Below are 24,771 nucleotides of genomic sequence, written 5' to 3'. Positions count from 1 at the left end.
CAACTCGCTCAGTCGGAACTACAGTTCCGGCTCTGTCGGGGAAAGGGAGGATGGGTGCATCGTCCTGGCGGGCGGCATTGTGCCGGGCGCAGCAGGCAGGGGCAATGCGCCGGCGCGGCGCAGCAGACGCAGGAAGGCGTCGCGAATCTGTGGATTGGTCGCCTTCGCCGCTGCCGAGCGCGCCACGATGACGTAATCGCCGCCGGCCAGCTCGGGCAACAGGTGACGCATGGCATCGCGCAGCACGCGTTTGATGCGGTTGCGGCCAACCGCACGCGTATCGACCTTGCGCGACACCGCCATGCCCAGGCGCGGCGGCGTATCGCCAGTCCGCCAATGCAGGCTGAGCAGCGGGTCCGAGGTGCGACGTGCGGTATCGAAGACAACCGTATATTGCGCACGCGTACGAACCCGCGCAGAGCGAGGAAATCGCCTGCACGGGTTCGATGCGTTCACGGTAGGACTTGCCTCGGCCGCAGAGAGCGGCGCGGCAATCAAGCGCTCAGGCGCTTGCGGCCCTTGGCGCGGCGGCGAGCCAGGATCTTGCGGCCGTCGGCGGTTGCCATACGTGCGCGGAAACCATGGTCGCGTGCTCGCTTGAGGTTGCTGGGTTGGAAAGTACGCTTGGTGGCCATGGGGCCCTCTGCATGAATGGAGACGAATAGAACCGGAAATTCTATAGGACCTCTACAGCCCGGGTCAACTCCCTGCACGTCATGCCGATGAGGGGCTTGCATGTACCCTGTGGATGGACCTGTGAATAAGTCTGGGAAAAGCCTGCCCACGGTGCTAGGCTGGCCCATCCTCTTTTCACTTCCGGGCTGCGTGCACGGCGCTTTGCTGCGCGCCGCAGCCAGCAACTGATGATCACACTTTGATGGATGCTTGGCCCCGCTGTCTGGAACGTCTCGAAGCCGAATTCCCGCCCGAGGATGTCCACACCTGGTTGAAACCCCTGCAAGCCGAAGACCGCGGCGACAGCATCGTGCTGTACGCCCCGAATGCCTTCATCGTCGACCAGGTGCGCGAACGGTACCTGCCGCGCATTCGCGAATTGCTGGCCTACTTCGCCGGCAATGGCGAGGTGGCGCTGGCGGTGGGTTCGCGCCCGCGTGCGCCCGAGCCGGCTCCCGCACCGGTGGCCGCGCCCAGTGCGCCCAGCGTCGCGCCGATGGTGCCGTTTGCCGGCAACCTGGATTCGCACTACACCTTCGCCAACTTCGTGGAGGGTCGCAGCAACCAGCTTGGCCTGGCGGCGGCGATCCAGGCAGCGCAGAAACCCGGCGACCGTGCGCACAACCCATTGCTGCTGTACGGCAGCACCGGCCTGGGCAAGACCCATCTGATGTTTGCCGCCGGCAACGCGCTGCGTGAAGCCAACCCGGGCGCCAAGGTGATGTACCTTCGCTCGGAACAGTTCTTCAGCGCGATGATCCGCGCACTGCAGGACAAGGCGATGGACCAGTTCAAGCGCCAGTTCCAGCAGATCGATGCACTGCTGATCGACGACATCCAGTTCTTCGCCGGCAAGGACCGCACGCAGGAAGAGTTCTTCCACACCTTCAACGCGCTGTTCGACGGTCGCCAGCAGATCATCCTGACCTGCGACCGCTACCCGCGCGAAGTCGAGGGTCTTGAGCCGCGGCTGAAGTCGCGCCTGGCCTGGGGCCTGTCGGTGGCGATCGATCCGCCGGATTTCGAGACCCGCGCGGCCATCGTACTGGCCAAGGCACGCGAGCGCGGCGCCGACATTCCCGACGACGTGGCGTTCCTGATCGCCAAGAAGATGCGCTCGAACGTGCGCGACCTGGAAGGCGCACTCAACACCCTGGTGGCACGCGCCAATTTCACCGGCCGCTCGATCACGGTGGAGTTCGCCCAGGAAACGCTGCGCGACCTGCTGCGTGCCCAGCAGCAGGCCATCGGCATCCCCAACATCCAGAAGACCGTGGCGGACTACTACGGCCTGCAGATGAAGGACCTGCTCTCCAAGCGCCGCACGCGCTCGCTGGCGCGCCCGCGTCAGGTCGCCATGGCGCTGGCCAAGGAGCTCACCGAACACAGCCTGCCGGAGATCGGCGATGCGTTTGCCGGCCGCGACCACACCACCGTGCTGCATGCCTGCCGGCAGATCCGCACCTTGATGGAGGCCGACGGCAAGCTCCGCGAGGACTGGGAAAAGCTGATTCGCAAGCTCAGCGAATGAGGCACTGACGCCGATCGCGGTCCACGTGGAAAAAAGCGTGGATGAGTTGGGGTCAAATGCGGGAGAATCTGTGGATAACGTTGCCCTGCAATCCGGGCGGAAAACTATCCACAGGTTTTCCCACCAGACCAGGGGCATTAGTCCAACGGCTTTCGGGTGCTGAAATTCCTTTGGGAACAAAGAGTTATGGTGGTTATCCGCTGAAAACGGCCCTACCATCACCACCAAGCTTTTGATTTATCCATTATTTTTTAAAGCATAGGGGCACGGAACCACATGCGTTTTACACTGCAGCGCGAAGCTTTCCTCAAGCCGTTGGCCCAGGTCGTCAACGTGGTCGAACGCCGCCAGACCTTGCCGGTTCTTGCCAACCTGCTGGTGCAGGTCAAGGACGGGCAAGTCTCGCTGACCGGCACGGACCTGGAAGTGGAAATGATCTCGCGCACGATGGTGGAAGATGCGCAGGATGGTGAAACCACAATCCCGGCGCGCAAGCTGTTCGATATCCTGCGTGCCCTGCCCGACGGCAGCCGGGTCACCATCTCGCAGACTAGCGACAAGGTCACAGTGCAGGCCGGGCGCAGCCGCTTCACCCTGGCGACGCTGCCGGCCAACGATTTCCCGTCTGTCGACGAAGTCGAAGCTACCGAGCGCGTGGGCGTGCCGGAGGCAGCGCTGAAAGAGCTGATCGAGCGCACGGCGTTTGCGATGGCGCAGCAGGACGTGCGGTATTACCTCAACGGCTTGCTGTTCGACCTGCGCGAAGGGCTGTTGCGATGCGTGGCCACCGATGGCCATCGCCTGGCGCTGTGCGAAACCGAGCTGGAAAAGGCCGGCGGTGCCAAGCGTCAGATCATCGTGCCGCGCAAGGGCGTGACCGAGCTGCTGCGCCTGCTGGAAGCAGCAGACCGTGAGGTCGAGCTGGAAGTTGGCCGTAGCCATATCCGCGTCAAGCGCGGGGATGTCACTTTCACCTCGAAATTGATCGACGGCCGTTTCCCTGACTACGAGGCAGTGATTCCGATCGGTGCGGACCGCGAGGTCAAGGTCGACCGTGAAGCCCTGCGAGCGTCGCTGCAGCGTGCGGCAATTCTGTCCAATGAGAAATACCGTGGCGTCCGCGTCGAGGTATCGCCGGGGCAGCTGAAGATCAGCGCGCACAACCCCGAGCAGGAAGAGGCGCAGGAAGAGATCGAGGCTGACACCAAAGTGGATGATCTGGCGATCGGCTTCAACGTCAACTATCTGCTCGACGCGCTTTCGGCGTTGCGCGATGAGCACGTTGTCATTCAGTTGCGTGATGCAAATTCCTCAGCCTTGGTGCGCGAAGCCAGCAGTGAGAAGTCCCGTCACGTCGTGATGCCGCTGCGTCTCTGACCTAGCGTTCCACGTGGAACACAAATGCCCGGCGAAAGCCGGGCTTTTTTCTGCCCGAGTGCGGACAAAGCGAAATGCCGTGGGGCTATGGCTAAAGCCGATCTGAGCGGGGACTTGGGTAGCGGCAATCCACGGTCATGCCCGGGAGCAGTAGCTCTGGGCGTGCGCGTCTCCCGACAGTCGCCTGGTCGACGCAGACAGCGCAGGTCAGTTGAGTACATCAGCTTCTACGGGCAGAGCCGCGCTCTTGAGGTGCCAGCTTTTGCCGCCGAACCCGCTGGTCACAGGCCTACTCCCAACAGGCGCCTTCACTCCAAGCATCACGTGCCAGGTATCGGGTATGCGCCGATGACAGAGAGCCCGAGTGATGCGCATAGCAAGGGAAGCCTTGCCCCCCCGGCTGCTCCAGCGACTCCGGGTCAGAAATCCGTCTGTCCAGCACCGTTGGCGCAGTCCTCAAGCGAGGGGATTACCGCCCGCTGCGTCTGCCAGCCAGAAAGGCGTGACTGGTCCAGCCCGTGCAGACTCATCTCGAATCGTGTTTTGGCAGAACCGGTCGCGCTGTCGGGGGAGCTATGAACAATCCAAGGAGCGTAAACCTGTTCATATTCCCGCGAATCGCTCGAGAGGGTTGGAGCCTTCTTCCAGCGCGAGGAAATCCCCGATTTAGTTATGCACACCCTGCTCTGCTTTTAAATCTATAAATAACTTAAGAGCTTTGTGGTGATGGTAGGGCCAGATTTCGCCGAAAAGTATGCCAACTAATTGTTTCTAAACGTATTTTTGGGGTCGAAACCCTGTGGTTTAACCGGCTTTTGGTGATGTGTAACCTGTGGACAAGGGGCCACCGACCGATTGCTGCTGTTTTTGTCCCCAAGTTATCCCCAGGCAGCCCTCAGCAATCGATCCCCCGTCGCCGCGCGGATGTCGGGTCAATCACGTATCCTGCGCACCGACCGGACGCTCCGGATCACAGCCCGGAGCACACTCAGCGATGCACGTAGTGCGGTTGTCCATCCATCGACTGCGTCGGTTCGAGACAGTCGAGCTGCACCCTGCCAGCGCGCTGAACCTGTTGACCGGTGACAACGGCGCCGGCAAGACCAGCGTGCTCGAAGCGCTGCACCTGATGGCCTATGGGCGCAGTTTCCGCGGGCGGGTGCGAGACGGCCTGATCCGCCAGGGCTGCAACGATCTGGAAGTCTTTGTGGAGTGGCGCGAGCGCAACGGCGAAGCGTCCGAACGCACCCGCCGCGCAGGTCTGCGACATAGCGGGCAGGAGTGGACCGGGCGGCTCGACGGCGAGGATGTCGCCCAACTGGGTTCGTTGTGTGCAGCGCTGGCGGTCGTCACCTTCGAGCCGGGGAGCCACGTGCTGATCAGCGGCGGTGGCGAACCGCGCCGTCGCTTCCTCGATTGGGGTTTGTTCCACGTGGAACCAGACTTCCTGGCGCTGTGGCGTCGCTACGCCCGGGCGTTGAAGCAACGCAACGCGTTGCTGAAACAGGGCGCGCAGCCACGACTGCTGGACGCTTGGGATCATGAACTCGCCGAGTCGGGTGAAACGCTCACGTCCAGACGCCTGCGCTACCTCGAACGCCTGCAAGACCGCCTGATTCCGGTGGCTGCCGCAATCGCCCCGTCGCTGGGCCTGTCTGCCCTGACTTTTGCACCGGGATGGCGACGTCACGAGGTCTCCCTCGCAGACGCATTGTTGTTGGCACGCGAGCGGGACCGCCAGAATGGCTACACCTCGCAAGGTCCGCACCGCGCCGACTGGGCCCCCAGCTTCCAGGCGCTGCCCGGCAAGGACACCTTGTCGCGCGGCCAGGCAAAATTGACCGCCTTGGCGTGCCTGCTGGCCCAGGCAGAAGATTTTGCTCATGAACGTGGCGAGTGGCCGGTCATTGCATTGGATGACCTGGGCTCGGAGCTCGATCGGCGCCACCAGGCGAGCGTGCTGCAGCGCCTGGCGGCCGCGCCGGCGCAGGTGATGATCACCGCCACAGAAGTACCGCCTGGCCTCGCCAGCGCAGGCGACCTGCTCACGTTGTTCCACGTGGAACACGGAGCCGTCTCCCGCCAGCCGGCGTCAGGCTAAGACCACGGGCGACGCGGGCCGACTGGTATAATTTGCCCCGCTATCCCCCTTTTTCCACGGTGCGAAGCGGCTCGGTGCCGCTGGCGCCCGTGTTGTGGAGCCAACGGCACGCGCATGACCGACGAACAAAACATCCCGACGACACCCAACGGCACCTACGACTCCAGCAAGATCACCGTGCTGCGAGGCCTGGAAGCCGTCCGCAAGCGGCCCGGCATGTACATCGGCGACGTCCATGACGGCACCGGCCTGCACCACATGGTGTTCGAGGTGGTCGACAACTCGGTCGACGAAGCTCTCGCCGGCCATGCCGACGACATCGTGGTGAAGATTCTTGTCGATGGCTCGGTCTCGGTGTCCGACAACGGGCGCGGCGTCCCGGTCGACATTCACAAGGAAGAGGGCGTTTCCGCAGCCGAGGTCATCCTGACCGTGCTGCACGCCGGCGGAAAGTTCGACGACAACAGCTACAAGGTGTCCGGCGGCCTGCACGGCGTGGGCGTCTCGGTGGTCAATGCGCTGTCCGAGCATCTGTGGCTGGACATCTGGCGCGACGGCTTTCACTACCAGCAGGAATATTCGCTGGGCGAGCCGCAGTACCCGCTCAAGCAGCTGGAAGCCTCCACCAAGCGCGGCACCACCCTGCGCTTCAAACCGGCGGTCGAGATCTTCAGCGATGTCGAATTCCATTACGACATCCTGGCCCGACGCCTGCGCGAGCTGTCCTTCCTCAACTCCGGCGTCAAGATCACCCTGATCGACGAACGTGGCGAAGGCCGGCGCGATGACTTCCACTACGAGGGCGGCATTCGCAGCTTCGTGGAGCATCTGGCCCAGCTCAAGACCCCGCTGCACCCGAACGTGATTTCGGTGACCGGCGAGCACAACGGCATCGTGGTGGACGTGGCCCTGCAATGGACCGACGCCTACCAGGAGACGATGTACTGCTTCACCAACAACATTCCGCAGAAGGATGGCGGCACGCACCTGGCCGGCTTCCGCGGCGCCCTCACCCGCGTGCTCAGCACCTACATCGAGCAGAACGGCATCGCCAAGCAGGCCAAGGTCTCGCTGACCGGCGACGATATGCGCGAAGGCATGATCGCGGTGCTGTCGGTCAAGGTGCCCGACCCCAGCTTTTCCTCGCAAACCAAGGAGAAGCTGGTCAGCTCGGACGTGCGCCCGGCGGTGGAAAACGCCTTCGGAGCACGGCTGCAGGAGTTCCTGCAGGAGAACCCGAACGAAGCCAAGGCCATCACCGGCAAGATCGTCGATGCCGCGCGCGCGCGCGAGGCCGCCCGCAAGGCGCGCGACCTGACCCGCCGCAAGGGCGCGCTGGACATCGCCGGCCTGCCCGGCAAGCTGGCCGACTGCCAGGAAAAGGACCCGGCGCTGTCGGAGCTGTTCATCGTCGAGGGTGACTCGGCCGGTGGTTCGGCCAAGCAGGGCCGTAACCGCAAGAACCAGGCGGTGCTGCCATTGCGCGGCAAGATCCTCAACGTTGAACGCGCGCGTTTCGACCGCATGCTGGCGTCCGACCAGGTCGGCACGCTGATCACCGCACTGGGCACCGGCATCGGCCGCGACGAGTACAACCCGGACAAGCTGCGCTACCACCGCATCATCCTGATGACCGACGCCGACGTGGACGGCTCGCACATCCGAACCCTGCTGCTGACGTTCTTCTACCGGCAGATGCCGGAGCTGATCGAGCGCGGCTACATCTACATCGGCCTGCCGCCGCTGTACAAGCTCAAGCAGGGCAAGAGCGAGCTGTACCTGAAGGACGACGCGGCGCTCAATGCCTACCTGGCCAGCAATGCGGTCGAAGGCGCGGCGCTGATTCCGGCGACCGACGAGCCGCCGATTACCGGCGAGGCGCTGGAAAAACTGCTGATGCTGTTCACCAGCGCCCATGAAGCGATTGCCCGTAACGCGCACCGCTACGACCCGGCGCTGCTTACCGCCCTGATCGATCTGCCGCCACTGGATGTGGAGAAGCTGCAGGCCGAAGGCGACCAGCATCCCACCCTGGATGCGCTGCAGGCCGTGCTCAACCGCGGCACGCTGGGCACTGCCCGTTACCAGTTGCGTTTCGATCCGGCAACCGAGAACGCCCCGGCAACGCTGGTGGCCGTCCGTCGCCACATGGGTGAGGAATTCACCCAGGTGCTGCCGATGGGCGCGTTCGAAAGCGGCGAACTGCGTCCATTGCGTGAAGTCTCGCTGGCCCTGCACGACCTGGTGCGCGAAGGCGCCCAGATCGTGCGCGGCAACAAGAGCCACCCGATCAGCAGCTTCGCGCAGGCACATGCCTGGCTGCTGGACGAAGCAAAGAAGGGCCGCCAGGTGCAGCGCTTCAAGGGCCTGGGCGAAATGAACGCCGAACAGCTATGGGAAACCACGGTCAATCCCGATACGCGCCGTCTGTTGCAGGTGCGCATCGAGGACGCAGTGGCCGCCGACCAGATCTTCAGCACCCTGATGGGCGATGTGGTGGAGCCGCGCCGCGACTTCATCGAAGACAACGCGCTGAAGGTGTCCAACCTGGATATCTGAGCCGCCTGCGTACCGGCACAGCGTCACGGCGCTGTGCCGGCGACCCGGTAATCGCAGGACGATGATGAGCACAGCCCTCCCCCCTCCTCCGGCAGCGCGCCATGCTGCCGGCCGTCCACCCTTGCCGTCCGTGCTGACCGGCTTCGGGATCGATGTGTTGATCGCCGTTGGCCTGTTGCTGACTCTGAGCGTGGCAGGTTTTGCGGTCTGGGGCGCCATCCGTGGTATCGGCTACGTGCAGGCGGCCAAGGCGCAGGGCCTGACGCCCTCCTCTGCCGAGGTGATGGCGGCAGTCGGTCAGCCGGGAGTGGTGGTGCAGTTGCTCACTGCATTGGTCAGCACCGCGACGCCCGCTGTCCTGCTGTATTTCTGGCGCCGCCGTGCCACCGCCGGTGAACAGGCCGCCTCGCGCGCCGCCGTGCGCCGTTCGTCCACCTGGGGCTGGACGGCGTTGATCGCTGCAAGCGTGTTCCTGCTCAGCAATCTGGTCAGCGTCGCTGCCTCGGCACTGGGCATCAAACCGGTGCCGACCAATCTGCCGCTGATGGAAGAAGCCATCAAGCAGTGGCCGCTGGCCCTGGCGCTGTTTGCGGTGGCGATCGCTCCGGCCTACGAGGAACTGCTGTTCCGTCGCGTCTTGTTCGGCCGCCTGCTGGCCGCTGGCCGCCCCTGGTTGGGGATCGTACTCAGCGGCGCACTGTTCGCCCTGGTGCACGAAGTGCCCGGCATCAGCGGAAACGGCCCGGCGGCCATCGCCCAACTCTGGCTGGTCTACGGCAGCATGGGTGCCGCCTTTGCCTGGCTGTATTGGCGCACCGGTACGCTGTGGGCGCCCATCGCCGCACACGGCATCAACAATGCCACCGCGCTGGCCGCGTTGTATTTTTTCGGCATCGGGTAGTACGGACGGGCACGGCCAGGTCCCTGCCATGCGGGTAGACCCCATAGCGGTTTGCGCATACCCCTGCCCTCCGCATGTGCCAGCGAAGCCGAGCCAAGCACGATTCGCTGCGTTTTCCTGGTCGTTCCGGGCCGCTTGACGAAAAGTTAAGACGAGCCTGCCAAAATGTCCCCAGGGTTCTAGGGGGATCGAATGAAAGCCAGGCTGTTGATCGTTGTTGCCGTCCTTGCACTGACGGCGTGTGCCACCACAACTTCGCCGACTGGCCGCCGACAGGTGGTGGGGGGCGTATCGCAACAGCAGCTCGACCAGCTTGGCGCGCAGTCGTTCGCGCAGACCAAGGCAAAGGAAAAAGTCAGCACCGACGGCAAGCAGAACGCCTACGTGCAATGCGTGGTCAATGCGCTGGTGGCGCAGTTGCCGCCGCAGTGGCGCGAAACCCGCTGGGAAACCGCACTGTTCGTCGATGACGAGCCCAACGCCTTCGCCCTGCCCGGCGGAAAGGTCGGCGTAAACACCGGCATCTTCACTGTCGCCAAGACCCAGGACCAGCTCGCGGCCGTGCTTGGACACGAGATCGGGCACGTGATTTCGCGCCACCACGAAGAACGCATCACCCGCCAGCTGGGCGCCCAGACCGGCCTGGGCATCATCGGCGCGCTCGCCGGGGCCGCCTATGGCGACGGTGCGGCCAGCGCGGTCAATCAGGTTGGCGGTATGACCGCCCAGACAGTGTTCCTGCTGCCTGGCTCGCGCACCCAGGAAAGTGAGGCCGATGTGGTCGGGCAACGCCTGATGGCCCAGGCCGGCTTCGACCCGGCACAGGCAGTGACCTTGTGGCAGAACATGATGGCCGCCAGCGGCAGTCGTCAACCGCAATGGCTCTCGACCCATCCGGACCCAACCAACCGCATCCGCGAGCTCCAGGCCGACGTCAACCAGCTCGAACCGGTGTATCAGCAGGCCAAGCAGAACGGACGCGTGCCGCGCTGTGGCTAGAGCAACTAACGGCAACTGCTGTGCCCTTGTTGACTCGTGCCGGCACTGACCTGGCATCAACGCGCCGCCCACTACACTGCGGCCGCGGGCGCAGCGAGCGGTCGCTTGCTGTTAGCCATGCTAAGACCTTTTTTCGTAACTTCCCTTGCCGCACCACAACATGGAAACCGTTTTCGGGAACTGAGACTTTCTGCTAAGTTTGCCGGCTCAGATTTTTCGTACAGCGTCCATTCCGCTTTTCGCACCGCCCAACGGCGGCTCGTCCGAGGTGAAACATGAAACTGCTCAACCGCAAGCAAGCCTTGTTGTCCCTGTTCATCGCAGCGTCCCTGGGCGGGGCTGTCGTCACCGATGCGGTCGCGCAGTCGGACCGCTCGTCCGAGCGTGCCGCGCGTAAGTCCAAGGGCAACGGCAAGGCCGAAGAGCTGTACCCCCAGTCGACCCGTCAGGCACCGACCATCAAGCCTTCGTCCAAGTTGAGCAGCAAGCTGCAGAAGCTGATCGAAACCTTCAACAAGGGCGAAGACTATCCGGGCGTGCGCAGCCAGGCCGACGAGATCCTGGCCAACAGCGCCGCCAACGAGGCCGACAAGGCGCTGGCTGCGCAGCTCGCCGCGCAGGCTGCCTACAACCTGGACGACACCGCTGCCGCCAAGACCTACCTGCAGCAGGCAATCGGCCTGAACGCGCTGGACAACAACGGCCAGTTCCAGTCGATGCTGATGCTGGCGCAGCTGCAGATGCAGGACGACCAGCAGGCCGAAGGCCTGGCGACGCTGGACAAGTATCTGGACGAGAGCAAGTCGCAGCGTCCGGAAGACCTGATCCTCAAGGGCCAGGCGCTGTACCAGGCAGAGCGCTACAAGGAAGCGATTCCGGTGCTCAAGCAGGCCATCGCCGCCTCGCCCGAGCCGAAGGACACCTGGAACCAGCTGCTGATGGCGTCCTACGCCGAGGCCGGCCAGACCGGCGAAGCCGTCGCCGCCGCCGAGGCGCTTGCCGCCAAGACGCCCAACGACAAGAAAGCCCAGCTCAATCTGGCCAGCATGTACATGCAGGCCGACCAGATGGACAAGGCCGCAGGCGTGATGGACAAGCTGCGCGCTTCCGGGCAGTTGACCGAAGAGAAGGAATACAAGCAGTTGTATTCGATCTACGCCAACACCGAGAACAAGGAAAAAGACGTCATCGCGGTGATCAATGAAGGTATGCAAAAAGGCATCCTCAAGCCTGATTATCAGACATACCTTGCGCTGGCCCAGTCCTATTACTACAGCGAGGACGTGCCGAAGGCGATCGAGAACTGGCAGAAGGCCGCACCGCTTTCCAAGGATGGCGAGACCTATCTGAATCTGGCCAAGGTGCTGCATTCGGAAGGTCGCATCCCGGAGGCCAAGCAGGCCGCACAGCAGGCGATCGCCAAGGGCGTTAAAAAACCAGAAGACGCGAAGAAGATCATCAACCTGAAGTAAAAAAAGAAAATAAACCCCCGAAATCCCTGTGTTTTTAGTGGTTACAGGACTCGGGATTGGTATAAGCTTGGGAGTTCCTGCGGTGTCAAAGCCGTCCGAAAACCTGGGGATCATCACAGTGATCCGGGCCCCCACTGAAAGAGCCATTGGCGCATGACGGAACAACTCGTTATCCACAGGCATGACTATGATGCCGGGAACCAGGGTCTGAGCTGGGCCCGCATTATCGGTATTGCTTTTGTAATTGCCCTGCACCTCACTGCACTGATGATGTTGCTGATCCCTGCAGTGGCGCCGAAGGCTCCGGCAGAGAAGGAGCGCACCACCATGGTCACCCTGGTGGATGCACCGCCTCCTCCCCCGCCGCCGCCGCCGCCGCCGCCGCCGGAAGACAAGCCGCCACCGCCGGTCAAGAATCTGTCGCCGCCGAAGCCGTCACCGGTTCCGCCGCCGCCGGAAGCTCCGGTGGTCGACGTTCCCGAACCGCGTCCGAGCGATATCGTCACGCCGCCGAGCCCGCCGGCTCCGCCGCAACCGCCGAGTGACATCGGCGCCAGTGTCGATATCTCGTCCAAGAACATGAACCCGCCGAAGTACCCACCGGCTGCATTCCGTGCCGGCGTCCAAGGTGAGGTCATCCTGATCGTGGATGTGGATGCCAGCGGCAACGTGACCAACGTGTCGGTCGAAAAGTCCAGCCGCAACCGCGACCTTGACCGTGCCGCGATGGACGCAGCACGCAAGTGGAAGTTCAACGCCTCCACTGTCAACGGGCAGAAAGCCGCCGGACGTGTCCGCGTCCCGGTCAACTTTGCTCTGAACTGATCCCACGGGCCGGTCACGGCCGGCCCAGGATCCTGTCTTCCTTTCGCTCCACCCTTCATCACCACACACAACAAAGGTAAGCGTCATGCTGCAGGAATTCTTTATCGCCGCCGCTGCAGGGGGCTCCAATCCGTCGGCCGCTCTGTCGCAGATGGGCTTCGAGCACTTGATCACCGAAATGACCTCCAGCCCCGGCGACTTCGCCGTGTCGTGGGTCGTGTTGATCACCCTGATCGCCATGTCCGCCGCTTCCTGGTACTGGACTGTCATCAACATCTTCCGCGCCACCCGCCTGAAGAGCGCGGCTGACCGCGTCACCACCGCGTTCTGGGATGCCCCGAATGCACAGGACGCCATCCGCGCGATGGAAGAACAGCCGGCTTCCGAGCCGTTCTCGAAGATCGCACTGGACGCAGCCCAGGCTGCTGCTCACCACCAGCGCGCCGAAGGCAGCACCGGTGGCCTGGGCGAGAGCCTGAGCCGGTCGGAGTTCGTCGACCGCGCCCTGCGTCAGGCCGTGACCCGCGAAAGCACCAAGCTGCAGTCGGGCATGACCCTGCTGGCCACCGTCGGTGCGACCGCGCCGTTCGTCGGTCTGCTCGGCACCGTGTGGGGCATCTACGGCGCGCTGATCAAGATCGGTGCAACCGGTTCGGCCTCCATCGACGCCGTTGCCGGCCCGGTGGGTGAAGCGCTGATCATGACCGCGATCGGTCTGTTCGTCGCCATCCCGGCCGTGTTCGCGTTCAACTTCTTCTCCAAGGTCAACAGCTCGGTGATCGCCAAGTTCGACACCTTTGCCCACGACCTGCACGACTTCTTCGCCACCGGTTCGCGCGTTCGCTAATCCGGTTGTAAAGAACGCCTTCGCAACGATTTAGACGGAGCCCGTTATGGCCTTCAGTAGTGGAAACAGCGGCGGCCCGATGGCCGACATCAATGTGACGCCCCTCGTGGACGTGATGTTGGTGCTGCTGATCATCTTCATCATTACGGCACCGCTGATGTCCCACAAGGTCAAGGTGGAGCTGCCAGAGGCCAACTTGATCCAGAAGGAAGATGCGGAGAAACGCGCCGCGCCGATCACCCTGGCCGTCAAGGAAGACGGGTCGCTGTACTGGAACGACGAGCCGATCTCCAAGGAAGCCCTGGAGTCGCGCCTGTCCACCGCCGCACAGCAGACCCCGCAACCGCCGCTCAACCTGCGCGGCGACCGCACCACCAAGATGCGTACGATCAACGAGATCACCAAGATCGCGCAGGGTCAGGGCATGCTGGACGTCGGTTTCGTTGCAACCAAAGTGAAGGGGCAGTAAGCCATGGCATTTAGTACTGGTGGAAGCCGCGGGCCGATGGCCGACATCAACGTCACGCCCCTGGTGGACGTGATGCTGGTGCTGCTGATCATCTTCATCGTGACCGCGCCGATCATGACGTATCCGATCGCCGTGGATCTGCCGCAGCGGGTGCTCAACCCGCCACCGCAGACGACCGAACCGCCGCCGCCGATCGAGCTGCGTATCGACGCCAGCAACCAGGTGTTCTGGAACAACAGCCCGACGCCGGTGGATCAGCTGCAGCAGAAGATGGAAGAAGTGGTGCAGGCCGATCCGACCAATCAGCCCGAACTGCGCATCGATGCAAATCAGGATGCGGAGTACGAGGTGATGGCGAAGGTGCTGGCCGCTGCGAAGAACTCGCAGATGAAGAAAATCGGCTTCATGCAGCAGTAAACGCATCTGCAAGACCGCAACACAACAGTCATGACGCGACTGCAACGCCACCGGAAACGGTGGCGTTTTTTTATGCCTGCTGCGTGACTCGACGTGCTTGCCGCCAATCCGGCAGATTGCTCACTGATCGATCCGGGCGATGATCGAACGCCGGCATCACCCGCCCAACTCAGGCGCTAGCGCGGGCGGTATCCAGTAGCCCGACGTAGGCGCGCACGGTCGCATCCAATCCTTGATACAGCGCTTCGCTGATCAGGGCGTGGCCGATGGACACTTCCAGCACGCCCGGGACAGCGCCGAGAAAATCGCCAAGGTTGGCTTGCGACAAGTCATGCCCGGCATTGATGCCCAGCCCGGCGGCGCTGGCGCGCTGCGCGGCACCGGCGAACAGTGCGAGTGCTGCATCCGCCTGCCCGGCCGCATGCGCGTACGCGTATGGGCCGGTATACAACTCGATGCGGTCTGCACCGAGCATGGCGGCGCGTGCGATGTCCGGGTTGCCCGCGTCGACGAACAGGCTGACGCGGCTACCGAGATCCCTGAACGCGGCGATCAACGCGGCAAGTTGGGTGGTGTCCTGCGCGAAATCGAAGCCATGGTCGGAGGTCAGCTGCCCGTCGCCATCGGGCACCAGCGTGACCTGTTGCGGACGCGTGGCACGGCACAGCTCCAGCAGCCCCGGATAGCCGGTGCGCGGAGGGGCGAACGGGTTGCCTTCGATATTGAATTCCACGCCGTGCTCGCGCGTGAGTGCGCTCAACGCCAGGACATCGTCGGAGCGGATGTGGCGTTGATCCGGGCGTGGATGCACGGTAATGCCGTGTGCGCCGGCTCCCAGGGAGGTGCGGGCGGCCTCCACCACGTCCGGGTCGGTGCCGCCGCGCGAATTGCGCAGCACCGCGATCTTGTTGACGTTGACGCTGAGTTGGGTGGTCACGGTCGTGCGCTCAGGCCTGCGGCTCGCCATCGCGGGCGGCGGCCAGTGCCGCGGCCTTGCGGGCCTCGGCCACCTCGCGCAGCCGGCGCAGTTCGGCCGGGTCGATCATGCTGCTGGTGTCGCGCTGGGTGTCGTCCATGCGCGAGGCGAACCAGCCACGCGTCCACAACAGCAACAGCACCAGTGCCACCAACAGCGACACCACCAGCAACCACACGTGCGGCGTGCTGAACGCCAGCACCAGCGCACCTAGTGCCATAAGCAGAAACAGCCAGTGCATGACGAGCTCCCCGATGAGTGGCGGCAGTGTAGCGCTGCGCCCGGTTCGGTTCCACGTGAGCCGGGGGCGTTTCAGAGCAGTGGCGACAGCAGCCGCGCAAAGGCTTCGGGCAGGCGCGAACGCAGCAGCGGGCGATGGCGCGCAAAGCGCACCTCCTGGGCGTGTTGCAGGTCGGTGCCGATCAGGCCGGCCAGCTCGGCGGCCACTGCCTGGTCGCGGAACAGCATCGACAGTTCGAAGTTGAGGCGGAAGCTGCGGCTGTCGAAATTGGCGCTGCCGACGATGCTGACATCGTCGTCGGCCAGCAGTGCCTTGGTGTGCAGCATGCGCGGGCCGTACTCGTAGATGCGCACGCCGGCTTCCAGCAGCTCATCGAAATACGAGCGCGCCGCATAGGTCACCAGGCGCGAGTCGCTGACCCGCGGCACCAGCAGGCGCACATCCAGACCGCCCAGCGCAGCCGAGGTCAGCGCCATGCGCGCGGCTTCGCCCGGAACGAAGTACGGCGTCACCAGCCAGACCCGATGCCTGGCCTCGTGGATGGCGGCGACCATCAGCCGGTGGATGGATTCCCAGGAGGAATCCGGGCCGGACACCAGCACCTGCGCATCGACCGTGCCCTGGGCGCGCGTGGGCATGTCCTCCGGCCACAACTGCTGGCCCTGGAAGGCGGCGCGCCCCTGCCGGGTGGCATAGAGCCAGTCTTCCAGGAATACCAGTTGCAGGCTGCGCACCACGTGGCCCTGCAGCCGCACATGCAGGTCGCGATAGGCATCGCCACGCACCTGCTCGTTCTCTTCGTCGGTGACATTGATGCCGCCGGTGAAACCGACCCGGCCATCGATGACGATCACCTTGCGATGGGTGCGCAGATTCAGCCACGGCCGTTTGAACGGCTTGAGAAATTGCGAGGGATGGAACCAGGCGGTTTCCACGCCGGCCTCGCGCAGGGTGCGCAACGCCCGGCGGGTCATGGCCGACGAGCCGATCGCATCCAGCAGCAGGCGGACCTTGACCCCGGCGCGTGCACGCTCCATCAGCGCAGCGCAGATCGCGGTGCCGCTGTGGTCGGGCTGGAAGATGTAGTACTCCAGGTGGATATGGTCGCGTGCGCTGCGGATCGCCTCGATGATGGCGGCATAGGTTGCCGCGCCATCCACCAGCCAGTGCACTTCGGTGGCGCTGCTTGGCGCAAGCCCGGTGGTGGACTGGGCGATCTTGGCCAGCTCGGTGCAGTCGGCATCCGGCGGGCAGACGCTGCTGTAGCTTTCCATGCCCGAGCGCGAGCGGCCGCGGCGCAGGCGTTGCCGCTTCACCTTCTGCGGGCCGAGCCAGTAATAGATCAGCAGCCCCAGGTAGGGCAGCGCAGCCAGCGACAATACCCAGCTCAGCGTCGCCACCGGCTCACGCTTTTGCAGCACGATCCAGCCGGCGATCCACAGCAGGTAGAGCACGTAGGCGGCGAGGAGGAGCGCTTCGAGGTGGGGAATGGTGGCCAGCCAATCCCACGCGCCCTGGACCAGTGCGAGCATGTGCGGATTCTACGGGGCGTACGCGGCGCTGCGCTGACCGCGGCGCCAACGCACCGCACTGGCAGCGGTCTGAAAGCTTCATCGTGTTGAACGCCCGGTCGCGGCGGATGAGACGCGACCGCCCTACGATGGCGCGATGGCAAGCGCAATCAAGGGCCGCGGTGCGACCGGCCACCTGCCCGGACGGTTCGAGGTCACCACACCGCAGGCCGTGGACGACGGCTGGCACGTGGACGACAGCGAAGAGTTCTCTGCCGGTGTGTTGCGCACGCAGGTCACCGAGGAAACCGCGCGCAGCATCATCAGCCGCAACCAGTCGCCGGACATCGGCTTCTCGCAATCGGTCAATCCGTATCGGGGGTGCGAGCACGGCTGCAGTTACTGCTTTGCGCGGCCCTCGCACGCGTACCTCAATCTGTCGCCCGGGCTGGACTTCGAGACCCGGCTGTTCGCCAAGACCAATGCGCCGGATCTGCTGCGGCGCGAGTTGTCGCGACCGAGTTATGTGCCCAGCCCGATCGCGCTGGGCATCAACACCGATGCCTACCAGCCGATCGAACGCAAACGCGCGTTGACGCGCCGGTTGATCGAGGTGCTGTGGGAGACGCGGCATCCGTTCACGCTGATCACCAAGAACGCATTGGTCACCCGCGACCTGGACCTGCTGGCCCCGCTGGCGCGCGAGAACCTGGTCAACGTGCATTTCTCGGTGACCACGCTGGACCCGCATCTGTCGGCCAAGCTCGAACCGCGTGCGTCCGCGCCGCATGCACGTCTGCGTGCGATGCGCACCCTGCACGAGGCGGGCGTGCCGGTGGGGGTGATGGCGGCACCAGTGATCCCGTGGATCAACGACCATGAGCTGGAAGCGATTCTGCAGGCCGCCGCCGAGGCCGGCGCCAGCAGTGCCGGCTACGTGCTGCTGCGGCTGCCACACGAAGTGGCGCCGTTGTTTCGCGACTGGCTGCAGACCCATCACCCGCAGCGCGCGGCGCACGTGATGAGCACCATCCAGCAGCTACGCGGCGGCAAGGACTACGACAGCAGCTTCGGTACCCGCCTGCGTGGGCAGGGCGTGTATGCGGACCTGCTGGCGCGCCGTTTTGCGCTGGCCCACCGCCGCGCCGGCTTCGACACGCGTGAGATGCCGGCGCTGGACTGCAGCGCCTTCCGCCGCCCCGCTCCACCGGCCAAGCCGGTACCGCAATCGCCGCAAGGCAGTCTGTTCTAGGGGCGGGGAATCGGGATTGGGGAATCGAGAATCGGAACAGCAAGAGCCGCGCTGCTGCGAATTGCTATTGCCGTTGCGATTCCCTACTCCCGATTCCCTATTCCCCGCCGTACAAGGCCCCTGCCGACTGGAACAGGATCCAGCTGGTGGCGATGAACTTGTCGCCGCCGACCGGGCGGTTGCCGCGGTGGGTGTGGGTAAAGGCGGTGGGAGCGATCAACAGGCTGCCGGTGCGCGGGCGCGCCTTGCGTTGCTGGAACAGGAATTCGGTTTCGCCCTGCTCGAATTCGTCGTTGAGGTACAGCGTCCACAGCAGGTGCCGGTGCAATGTGTCGGCACTGGCATCGCGTGGATACAGCTCGCAATGCCAGTACGGGTAGCCGCCCTGATCGGCGGCATACCACTGCAGATTGATCGCGCCCGGACGCAGGCAGGTGCGTGCCAGGTCGCCCAGCGCCTGGTCGCTCATTTGCGCGATGTCTTCAGCCGCCAATCGATGCGGGGTGCCGTCGGCAGTGGTGACCTGCAGCATCAACGGCGAGATCAAGGCCTGTGGATAGTGCCGCAGATAGCTCAGCACCCCGTCGAAGACCGCCTGTTGAAGGCGCGCTTCGACGTCTGCCCATTCGGCGATGCCGCTGATGCGCAGGTCGCGGCTGTGCTTGAGGTCTGGAAACACGCCACCACCGATGCGCCCGGGATGCAGCTGCTGGCTGTCGCGCATGCGGTGCACGATGGCCGCGCAATCGGCGCGCGAGACGGCGTTGTCGGTGACCTGGATGAAGTCGGGTTGGCTCATGCGCACGACCATAGCAATCTGCAGCACCCCTGCACAGCTCGCCTGTCCCCCATGCGCTGCCGCTACGTGTGTCGCTTTGCATTCGTGGACGAGTGACACCGGCGCACGGCCTGACGCCGCGTATGCGCGCGCATCGCGACAAAAAAAAACCCCGCCGAAGCGGGGTTTTTCAGCATCCAACGCGGGTTGCGACGATCAGAACTTGTAGTTGACCGATGCAGCCAGGATGTTGCCCTGCACATCATAGGTACCGGCCAGACGGTCGCCGGTGGCGCTGACCGTGTCGCTGGTCGGGTCGCTGACGAACAGGTGGGTGTAGCCGAAGTTGTACTCGGCCTGCTGCGACGGACGCCAGCTCAGACCCACCGACAGCCACTTGCGGCTGTTGTCGGGCACGCGCACGTCGCGGTGTTCGGCAGTGGTCGGGGTCTGGTCGAACGCTACGCCGCCACGCAGGGTCAGCGTCTCGCTCATGCGGTAATCGGCACCGATCGAGGCGAAGGTGGTGTCGCGGTACGAGAAGTCCAGCACGGTGTTGGGCTGGTTGGAGGCGAAGTCCAGCGTTACCTGGTCGAACTTGCTCCAGGCGGTGCGGGTGACGTCGGCCATGATCGACCACTGCTCATTCACGTTGTGCGTAAAGCTGGCGGTGGCGCTGGCCGGCAGCTTGACGGTGGCGCGGCCACTGGTGTCGATGAAGGTGCCTGGGGCGGCACGTGCGAACACGGCCGACGCATTCGGCGGGATGGTGAAGTCGACATCCGCGCCGGTGATCTTGTGCTCTACCTGCGAGCGGTAGCTGAAACCGAGGTGGGTGTTCTCGTCGATGCTGAACAGGCCACCGAGGGTGAAGCCCACTTCGGTGCTGTGGCCCTTCATCTTCAGCGAGCCGTCGGCGTTGCCCGGTGCAAAGCCCGGAACGCGCGAACGCGCCAGGATCGAGCCGGCATCCACTGCGTTGCCCAGCTCGATATCTAGGCGCTCGGCGAATACCGACGCACCGAAGGACACGTACGGGTTCACGTCGTAGGAGAACGCCACGTTGAAGTCGATTGCCTGCAGCTCGGTCTTGGTGCCGTGGTAGCGGCCGACCCAGTCACGGTCGTAGTCGGTCTTGAAGCCGAACGGCACGGTAAGCGAAGTGCCCAGGTGCATGTTGTCGTTCTCGCCGAACGGCACGTGGAAGTACATCGCCGGGACCGGCGCGATCATGCCGGCATCGCCGCCGTTGCCGCCGGACACCGGGGCGCCATTGGCGTAGGTCGCGGTGTCGGGCTGGAACTTGGCCGAGAACTGGATGGCGCTGACGTCGGCCTGGAACAGGCGGCCGTCGAGCTGGCGCATGCCGGCCGGGTTATTGACGATGATCGAGGCATCGTCCGGGGCGCTGCCCGAGCCTGCAAACGCGCGGCCCAGGCCCTTGGCGCTGTTTTCCTTCAGCTGAAATGCGGCGCCGTGCGCCTGGCCAACGGCCAGCACACCGGCAATCCCAACGGCCAGCAGGGTGGCGCGGCTAAGAGTGGAAGCGGTAGACATAAGTTGTAGCTCTCCGGGTAAGGACTGCAATGGTCGGTTCAGCGCCCGCGCCCAGCACCAATCCAGTGCCTGGAGCGCGCCGGAGACCCCCCCCGACATACGACGCCGTACGCAGTATACCCACGACGATTAACCGAACAATAACGACCGGCACGCTGAACGCGCCGGTGGGTTAGGGCTGGGTTCAGGACGGTGGACCGGCTATTGTGCGTCTCCGATGTTCGTCTCCCTCCCCTCCCGCAAGAAACCCACCCCACGCTGGGCGGTGCCTTTGCTGTTCGCCGCGGTATGGCTGGCCTATCTGTGGTCGATCAGCCGCCCCGGCGAGGCGCGCAATACGCTGTGGCTGGACTGGGGCGCATTGTCCAGCGGCGTCTCCAACCTGGGCGACTGGTGGGCGACCCTGCGCGACGGCAGCGTGCTGCGGTTGTTCACGGCGCTGTTCCTGCATGCGGACTGGTCGCATCTGCTCGGCAACCTGGTGTTCCTGTTGATCTTCGGGCTGCCGGCCGAGCGCATCCTGGGGCCGTGGCGATTGCTGCTGCTGTTCCTGCTCGGCGGAGCCGCATCCAACCTGGCGGCGATCTTTGCGATCGGCACGCCGGACCGGGTGATCATCGGCGCCTCCGGCGCAGTGTCGGCGCTGATCGGCACCTACCTGGCGCTGTTTCCTGGCGCCAAGCTCGGCGTGGTGCTGCCGCTGGGCGTGTTCCTGGAATTCATCCGGGTGCCGGCACCGCTGTTGATCGGTGCGTGGGCGCTGCTGCAGGTGGTGTTTGCCTACATCGGCCCGGCCTTCGGCATGGTGGCGTGGTCGGCACACATCGCCGGCTTCGTGTTCGGCATCGTCTACGGGCTGTACGTGCGTGCGGCAATTGCGCGCCGCCTGCGCAAGCGCCACGGGTTCTGAGGAACACAGCGCGCGCCTCGCCGAGCACGCAGGTTTTGATCGATACGCCCCGCGGCACCAGCGCACGCACGTTCGCACGACGGCGGTCAGGCGCGCGCCTATAATCGGGCACATGTCCAAGCCCCTGTACAAAGTCACCTTCCTCAATCACGGCAAGGTGTACGAGCTCTACGCGCGTGAGGTCACCGGCAGCCATCTGTGGGGCTTCAACCAGATCGGCGAGCTGGTGTTCGACGTGCACGACGGGCTGGTGGTGGACCCCACCGAAGAACGCCTGCGCGAAGAGTTCGGCAACACCAAGACGCTGCACCTGCCGATGCAGAGCATCGTGCGGATCGAAGAAGTGGAGAAGAAGGGCCAGTCGGTGATCCGCGACGCGGCCACCGGCGACAAGGTGGTCACTCCGTTCCCGCTGCCGGGCAAACCGCGCTGATGCGCATCCTGGTGCCCGACGACTATCAGGGCGCCGTGCGTCACCTGCCCTGCCTGCAGCGGATGCAGGGCCATGATGTGCAGGTGCTGGGGGCGCTGGCCACCGATCCCGACGAGCGCGCCGAGCAGCTGGCCGACGCCGATGCGCTGGTGTTGATCCGCGAGCGCACGCGGGTGGATGCAGCGCTGCTGCAACGGCTGCCGCGATTGAAACTGATCAGCCAGACCGGGCGCGTGGGCGCGCACGTGGATGTGGCTGCATGCACGCAGTCTGGCGTCGCGGTAGCCGAAGGTGTCGGCTCGCCGGTGGCGCCGGCCGAGCTGACCTGGGCCTTGATCCTTGCGGCCAGCCGCCGATTGGCCGAGTACCAGCGTGCCCTGCATCAGGGCCGTTGGCAGGCGCTGGGTGACCCTGGCTTGGGCCGTGTGCTGCACGGCCGCACCCTCGGTCTCTGGAGTTACGGACGCATCGGCCAACGCGTGGCCGGGTTCGGACGCGCATTCGGCATGCAGGTGCTGGTGTGGGGCGGCGATGCGTCCTGCGCGCAGGCTGCACGCGAAGGCTTTGCGATCGCGGGCAGCCGCCAGGAATTGTTTGAACGTAGCGATGTGCTGTCGCTGCATCGGCGTCTGACGGCGCAAACGCGTCACGACGTCACTGCGCAGGATCTGGCGCGCATGCGTGGCGATGCGCTGCTGGTCAACACCAGCCGCGCCGAACTGATCGCCCCCGGCGCCCTGCTGGCCGCGCTGGATGCTGGCCGGCCCGGACAGGCGGCGGTGGATGTGTTCGAGCACGAGCCGGTGCTCGACCCGCGCGATGCGCTGCTGCGACACCCGCGGGTGCTGGCCACCCCGCACCTGGGCTATGTGGAACGCGACAGCTACGCGCTGTATTTCGAAGCGGCATTCGACAACGTGCTGGCGTTTGCGGCCGGCACGCCGCGCAACCTGGTCAATCCGGACGCGCTGGCCATCGTGCGCTGATGCGGTTCATGCGTGGCGAGTGGGCTCACGTCAGCCGATGACACAGGTCCGATGCCATCGGCCGATGAGATCGGGCGGTGCAGACAGCGCGGCAGGTCTACGCGGACGTTGAGCGCGCATGACGTTGAGGCGGCGCCGTACCCATGCCGCTGGTCATCCTCGCACCATTGGGCACGCTCCGAACAGGAGTGATCGCGCAAGTTGCGTGCATGTCCGGGCAGGTGACGAGGCGTGAACACGTGCGCATTGCAGATTCCAATGCGCAGGCGGGCATCGGCCGACCTGCGCTTGCACCAGCTCGCCGCTTACTTGGCCGGTTCGGCCGGAGCCGGTGTGTCTGCCGGCGGTACCGGGTCTGCGGAGGGAGCGGGCTTGGCTTTCTCGGCGGGTTCTGCCGGCTTGGCCTTGTCGGTCGCCGCCGGGCGCGGCGCTGCCGGCTTCGCCTCGGAAGCGGGCTTGGTCGCTGCCCTGGCCTTCTGGGCGGCCTGGGCCTTGGCCTTGCGGGCCGCTTGTGCCTTGGCCGCCGAGCCGGGCTGCTTGAGTTCGGCCAGCGCCGCGGTGATCGGGCCGTCGCCCGGCAACACATCGCCGGCGCTGTAGCCTTCTTCGCCCTCGTCGTCGCCACGCAAATGGCCAGGCAAGGTGGCTTCGCTGTAGTCGGTCAGGCTGGCCGGCACATCGGCGTCGCCCGGCTGCGGCTCGGGGGTCAGAAGCACTTCCGGCACGATGCCGCTGGCCTGGATCGACTTGCCGCTGGGCGTGTAATAGCGCGCGGTGGTGAGCTTGACCGAATCGCCGTTATCCAGCGGCAGCACGGTCTGCACCGAGCCCTTGCCGAAGGTGCGGCTGCCGATGATGCGCGCGCGCTGGTTGTCGCGCAGCGCGCCGGCCAACACTTCCGAGGCGCTGGCCGAGCCGGCGTCCACCAGCACCACCACGGGTGCGCCGCCGAGCAGATCGCCCGGGGTGGCGTCGAACTTGGCATCGCTGATGGAGATCCGCCCGCGGGTGCTGACGATGTTGCCTTTGTCGAGCAGATCGTCGGCCACCTGCACCGCCGAGGTCAGCAGGCCGCCCGGGTTGCTGCGCAGGTCCAGCACCAGGCCGCGCAACTTGCCGCCGGCCTGCAGCTGCTTGAGGTTCTTCTGGAAATCGGCACCCGTATCGGCCTGGAAGGTGCTGATGCGGATGTAGCCATAGCCGGGCTCCAGCAGCTTGCTGCGCACGCTGGCCACGCGGATGGTCTGGCGCTGCAGGGTCACATCGAAGGGCTTGGGCGCCTTGTCGCGCACGATGGTCAGGGTGACCTTGCTGCCGGATTCGCCGCGCAGCGGCTCCATGGCCTTGCTGGCATCGATCGGCTTGCCGTCGATGGCCACGATGACATCGCCGGCACGGATGCCCGCGCGTGCGGCCGGGGTGTCATCGATCGGTGCGATCACCTTGAGCGTGTTGTCCTGTTGCTGCAGCAGCTCCACGCCGATGCCGTCGTAGGCGCCGCTGGCCTGCTCGTCGAAGGCCTCGGCGTCTTCCTTGTCGAAGTAGGTGCTGTGCGGGTCGAGATCCGACAGCAGGCCACGCACGGCGGCGTGCATCAGCTTCTTGTCTTCGACCGGGTCCACGTAGGCCTGCTTGACCGCGTTGTACACCGCTACAAAGCGGCGGATCTCGTCCAGCGGCACCTTGGAGACGGCGGCTTCATTGGCTTCCGGGTCGTCCGCAGTGGCCTGGGCAGCGGCGGCGGGACGGGCGGTCTGCGCCCAACCAGGCGACGCGAACAAGGCCAGCGACAAGGCAACGGACAGGACGGCTACGCGCATGAAGCACTCCGACAAAGAAATAAGACGCCCCGCACGACGGAGCTGACCGGATTATGCGCGAAGCAGCGGTAAATCCGCGTTGAATCGCGCGCCGGCCACGCCGGCAGTTCGACAGCCGCCAGCCGGCAAGGCAG

The 24,771-nt window shown here is 64.9% G+C and carries 23 protein-coding genes; 15 read left to right on the top strand and 8 right to left on the bottom strand.

Annotated features, from left to right (window positions below; translation table 11 throughout):
* Positions 1–18: 18 nt before the first annotated feature.
* Together rnpA and rpmH are read right to left on the bottom strand one after the other, a co-directional pair.
* On the bottom strand, positions 19–456 hold the full coding sequence (gene rnpA / locus XnspCFBP7698_RS16830) for a ribonuclease P protein component (protein WP_081419453.1): 438 nt from the start codon (positions 454–456) through the stop codon (positions 19–21).
* A gap of 38 nt (positions 457–494) precedes the next feature.
* A complete protein-coding gene (rpmH, locus tag XnspCFBP7698_RS16825; protein ID WP_002805908.1) occupies positions 495–635 on the bottom strand; it encodes a 50S ribosomal protein L34 in 141 nt (46 codons plus the stop codon).
* A gap of 242 nt (positions 636–877) precedes the next feature.
* Here rpmH and dnaA point away from each other — a divergent pair, with 242 nt between their 5' ends.
* The 11 genes from dnaA to XnspCFBP7698_RS16765 all read left to right on the top strand — a co-directional run bounded on the left by dnaA (position 878) and on the right by XnspCFBP7698_RS16765 (position 14,173).
* Positions 878–2,206 carry a chromosomal replication initiator protein DnaA gene (dnaA, locus tag XnspCFBP7698_RS16815; RefSeq protein ID WP_039564809.1) on the top strand — a complete coding sequence of 443 codons (1,329 nt, stop codon included), beginning with the start codon at positions 878–880 and terminating at the stop codon, positions 2,204–2,206.
* A gap of 276 nt (positions 2,207–2,482) precedes the next feature.
* On the top strand, positions 2,483–3,583 hold the full coding sequence (dnaN, locus tag XnspCFBP7698_RS16810) for a DNA polymerase III subunit beta (protein ID WP_047695587.1): 1,101 nt from the start codon (positions 2,483–2,485) through the stop codon (positions 3,581–3,583).
* A gap of 994 nt (positions 3,584–4,577) precedes the next feature.
* Positions 4,578–5,684, top strand: a complete 1,107-nt coding sequence (gene recF / locus XnspCFBP7698_RS16805) for a DNA replication/repair protein RecF (RefSeq protein ID WP_104581518.1) — start codon at positions 4,578–4,580, stop codon at positions 5,682–5,684.
* 114 nt (positions 5,685–5,798) lie between these two features.
* Entirely contained in the window at positions 5,799–8,243 is a 2,445-nt protein-coding gene (gene gyrB / locus XnspCFBP7698_RS16800; protein WP_047695585.1) for a DNA topoisomerase (ATP-hydrolyzing) subunit B, read from the top strand.
* A 64-nt stretch (positions 8,244–8,307) separates the two neighbouring features.
* The gene (locus XnspCFBP7698_RS16795) at positions 8,308–9,144 is read left to right on the top strand and encodes a CPBP family intramembrane glutamic endopeptidase (RefSeq protein WP_104581517.1); all 837 of its coding nucleotides are present in this window, start codon (positions 8,308–8,310) and stop codon (positions 9,142–9,144) included.
* 192 nt (positions 9,145–9,336) lie between these two features.
* Complete coding sequence (locus tag XnspCFBP7698_RS16790; RefSeq protein ID WP_047695583.1) at positions 9,337–10,143, top strand: M48 family metallopeptidase; 807 nt, start codon at positions 9,337–9,339, stop codon at positions 10,141–10,143.
* A 275-nt stretch (positions 10,144–10,418) separates the two neighbouring features.
* Complete coding sequence (locus XnspCFBP7698_RS16785) at positions 10,419–11,615, top strand: tetratricopeptide repeat protein (protein ID WP_104581516.1); 1,197 nt, start codon at positions 10,419–10,421, stop codon at positions 11,613–11,615.
* 267 nt (positions 11,616–11,882) lie between these two features.
* The gene (locus XnspCFBP7698_RS16780; RefSeq protein ID WP_016901836.1) at positions 11,883–12,440 is read left to right on the top strand and encodes an energy transducer TonB; all 558 of its coding nucleotides are present in this window, start codon (positions 11,883–11,885) and stop codon (positions 12,438–12,440) included.
* 85 nt (positions 12,441–12,525) lie between these two features.
* Positions 12,526–13,287: a TonB-system energizer ExbB gene (gene exbB, locus XnspCFBP7698_RS16775; RefSeq protein ID WP_005912445.1), complete on the top strand. Its 762-nt coding sequence runs from the start codon at positions 12,526–12,528 to the stop codon at positions 13,285–13,287.
* Between the two features lie 46 nt (positions 13,288–13,333).
* Positions 13,334–13,756, top strand: coding sequence for a biopolymer transporter ExbD (locus XnspCFBP7698_RS16770; protein ID WP_005912447.1), 423 nt, complete (start codon positions 13,334–13,336; stop codon positions 13,754–13,756).
* Positions 13,757–13,759: 3 nt separating this feature from the next.
* On the top strand, positions 13,760–14,173 hold the full coding sequence (locus tag XnspCFBP7698_RS16765) for a biopolymer transporter ExbD (RefSeq protein ID WP_039411682.1): 414 nt from the start codon (positions 13,760–13,762) through the stop codon (positions 14,171–14,173).
* A gap of 169 nt (positions 14,174–14,342) precedes the next feature.
* On the opposite strand, the gene XnspCFBP7698_RS16760 is transcribed toward XnspCFBP7698_RS16765, so the two are convergent.
* The 3 genes from XnspCFBP7698_RS16760 to cls all read right to left on the bottom strand — a co-directional run bounded on the left by XnspCFBP7698_RS16760 (position 14,343) and on the right by cls (position 16,922).
* On the bottom strand, positions 14,343–15,110 hold the full coding sequence (locus XnspCFBP7698_RS16760; RefSeq protein WP_104580364.1) for a pyridoxine 5'-phosphate synthase: 768 nt from the start codon (positions 15,108–15,110) through the stop codon (positions 14,343–14,345).
* 10 nt (positions 15,111–15,120) lie between these two features.
* A complete protein-coding gene (locus tag XnspCFBP7698_RS16755; protein ID WP_039411678.1) occupies positions 15,121–15,390 on the bottom strand; it encodes a hypothetical protein in 270 nt (89 codons plus the stop codon).
* A gap of 71 nt (positions 15,391–15,461) precedes the next feature.
* The gene (gene cls, locus XnspCFBP7698_RS16750; protein ID WP_104580363.1) at positions 15,462–16,922 is read right to left on the bottom strand and encodes a cardiolipin synthase; all 1,461 of its coding nucleotides are present in this window, start codon (positions 16,920–16,922) and stop codon (positions 15,462–15,464) included.
* Positions 16,923–17,058: 136 nt separating this feature from the next.
* Between cls and XnspCFBP7698_RS16745 the strand changes: the two genes are divergently transcribed.
* A complete protein-coding gene (locus XnspCFBP7698_RS16745; protein WP_104580362.1) occupies positions 17,059–18,153 on the top strand; it encodes a PA0069 family radical SAM protein in 1,095 nt (364 codons plus the stop codon).
* Positions 18,154–18,250: 97 nt separating this feature from the next.
* On the opposite strand, the gene XnspCFBP7698_RS16740 is transcribed toward XnspCFBP7698_RS16745, so the two are convergent.
* Both XnspCFBP7698_RS16740 and XnspCFBP7698_RS16735 read right to left on the bottom strand, forming a co-directional pair.
* Positions 18,251–18,952, bottom strand: a complete 702-nt coding sequence (locus tag XnspCFBP7698_RS16740) for a 2OG-Fe(II) oxygenase (protein ID WP_104580405.1) — start codon at positions 18,950–18,952, stop codon at positions 18,251–18,253.
* 195 nt (positions 18,953–19,147) lie between these two features.
* Positions 19,148–20,488, bottom strand: a complete 1,341-nt coding sequence (locus tag XnspCFBP7698_RS16735) for an outer membrane protein transport protein (RefSeq protein ID WP_104580361.1) — start codon at positions 20,486–20,488, stop codon at positions 19,148–19,150.
* A gap of 217 nt (positions 20,489–20,705) precedes the next feature.
* Between XnspCFBP7698_RS16735 and XnspCFBP7698_RS16730 the strand changes: the two genes are divergently transcribed.
* The 3 genes from XnspCFBP7698_RS16730 to XnspCFBP7698_RS16720 all read left to right on the top strand — a co-directional run bounded on the left by XnspCFBP7698_RS16730 (position 20,706) and on the right by XnspCFBP7698_RS16720 (position 22,817).
* Positions 20,706–21,398 (top strand): rhomboid family intramembrane serine protease, encoded by a 693-nt coding sequence (locus XnspCFBP7698_RS16730; RefSeq protein ID WP_039411667.1) that lies wholly within the window; start codon positions 20,706–20,708, stop codon positions 21,396–21,398.
* A gap of 112 nt (positions 21,399–21,510) precedes the next feature.
* On the top strand, positions 21,511–21,831 hold the full coding sequence (locus XnspCFBP7698_RS16725; RefSeq protein ID WP_047697057.1) for a DUF1820 family protein: 321 nt from the start codon (positions 21,511–21,513) through the stop codon (positions 21,829–21,831).
* On the top strand, positions 21,831–22,817 hold the full coding sequence (locus XnspCFBP7698_RS16720; protein ID WP_104580360.1) for a D-2-hydroxyacid dehydrogenase family protein: 987 nt from the start codon (positions 21,831–21,833) through the stop codon (positions 22,815–22,817). Before XnspCFBP7698_RS16725 ends, XnspCFBP7698_RS16720 begins: the two co-directional genes overlap by 1 nt.
* A 305-nt stretch (positions 22,818–23,122) precedes the next feature.
* Here the strand turns inward: XnspCFBP7698_RS16720 and XnspCFBP7698_RS16715 are convergent, their stop codons facing one another.
* Positions 23,123–24,637: a S41 family peptidase gene (locus XnspCFBP7698_RS16715; protein WP_104580359.1), complete on the bottom strand. Its 1,515-nt coding sequence runs from the start codon at positions 24,635–24,637 to the stop codon at positions 23,123–23,125.
* Positions 24,638–24,771 lie beyond the last annotated feature (134 nt).

The organism is Xanthomonas sp. CFBP 7698 (genome assembly GCF_003600855.1).
Taxonomy (GTDB): Bacteria; Pseudomonadota; Gammaproteobacteria; order Xanthomonadales; family Xanthomonadaceae; genus Xanthomonas; species Xanthomonas cannabis.
Note: the sequence above shows the minus strand (reverse complement) of the source record. Positions and strands in the feature narration are given on the sequence as shown.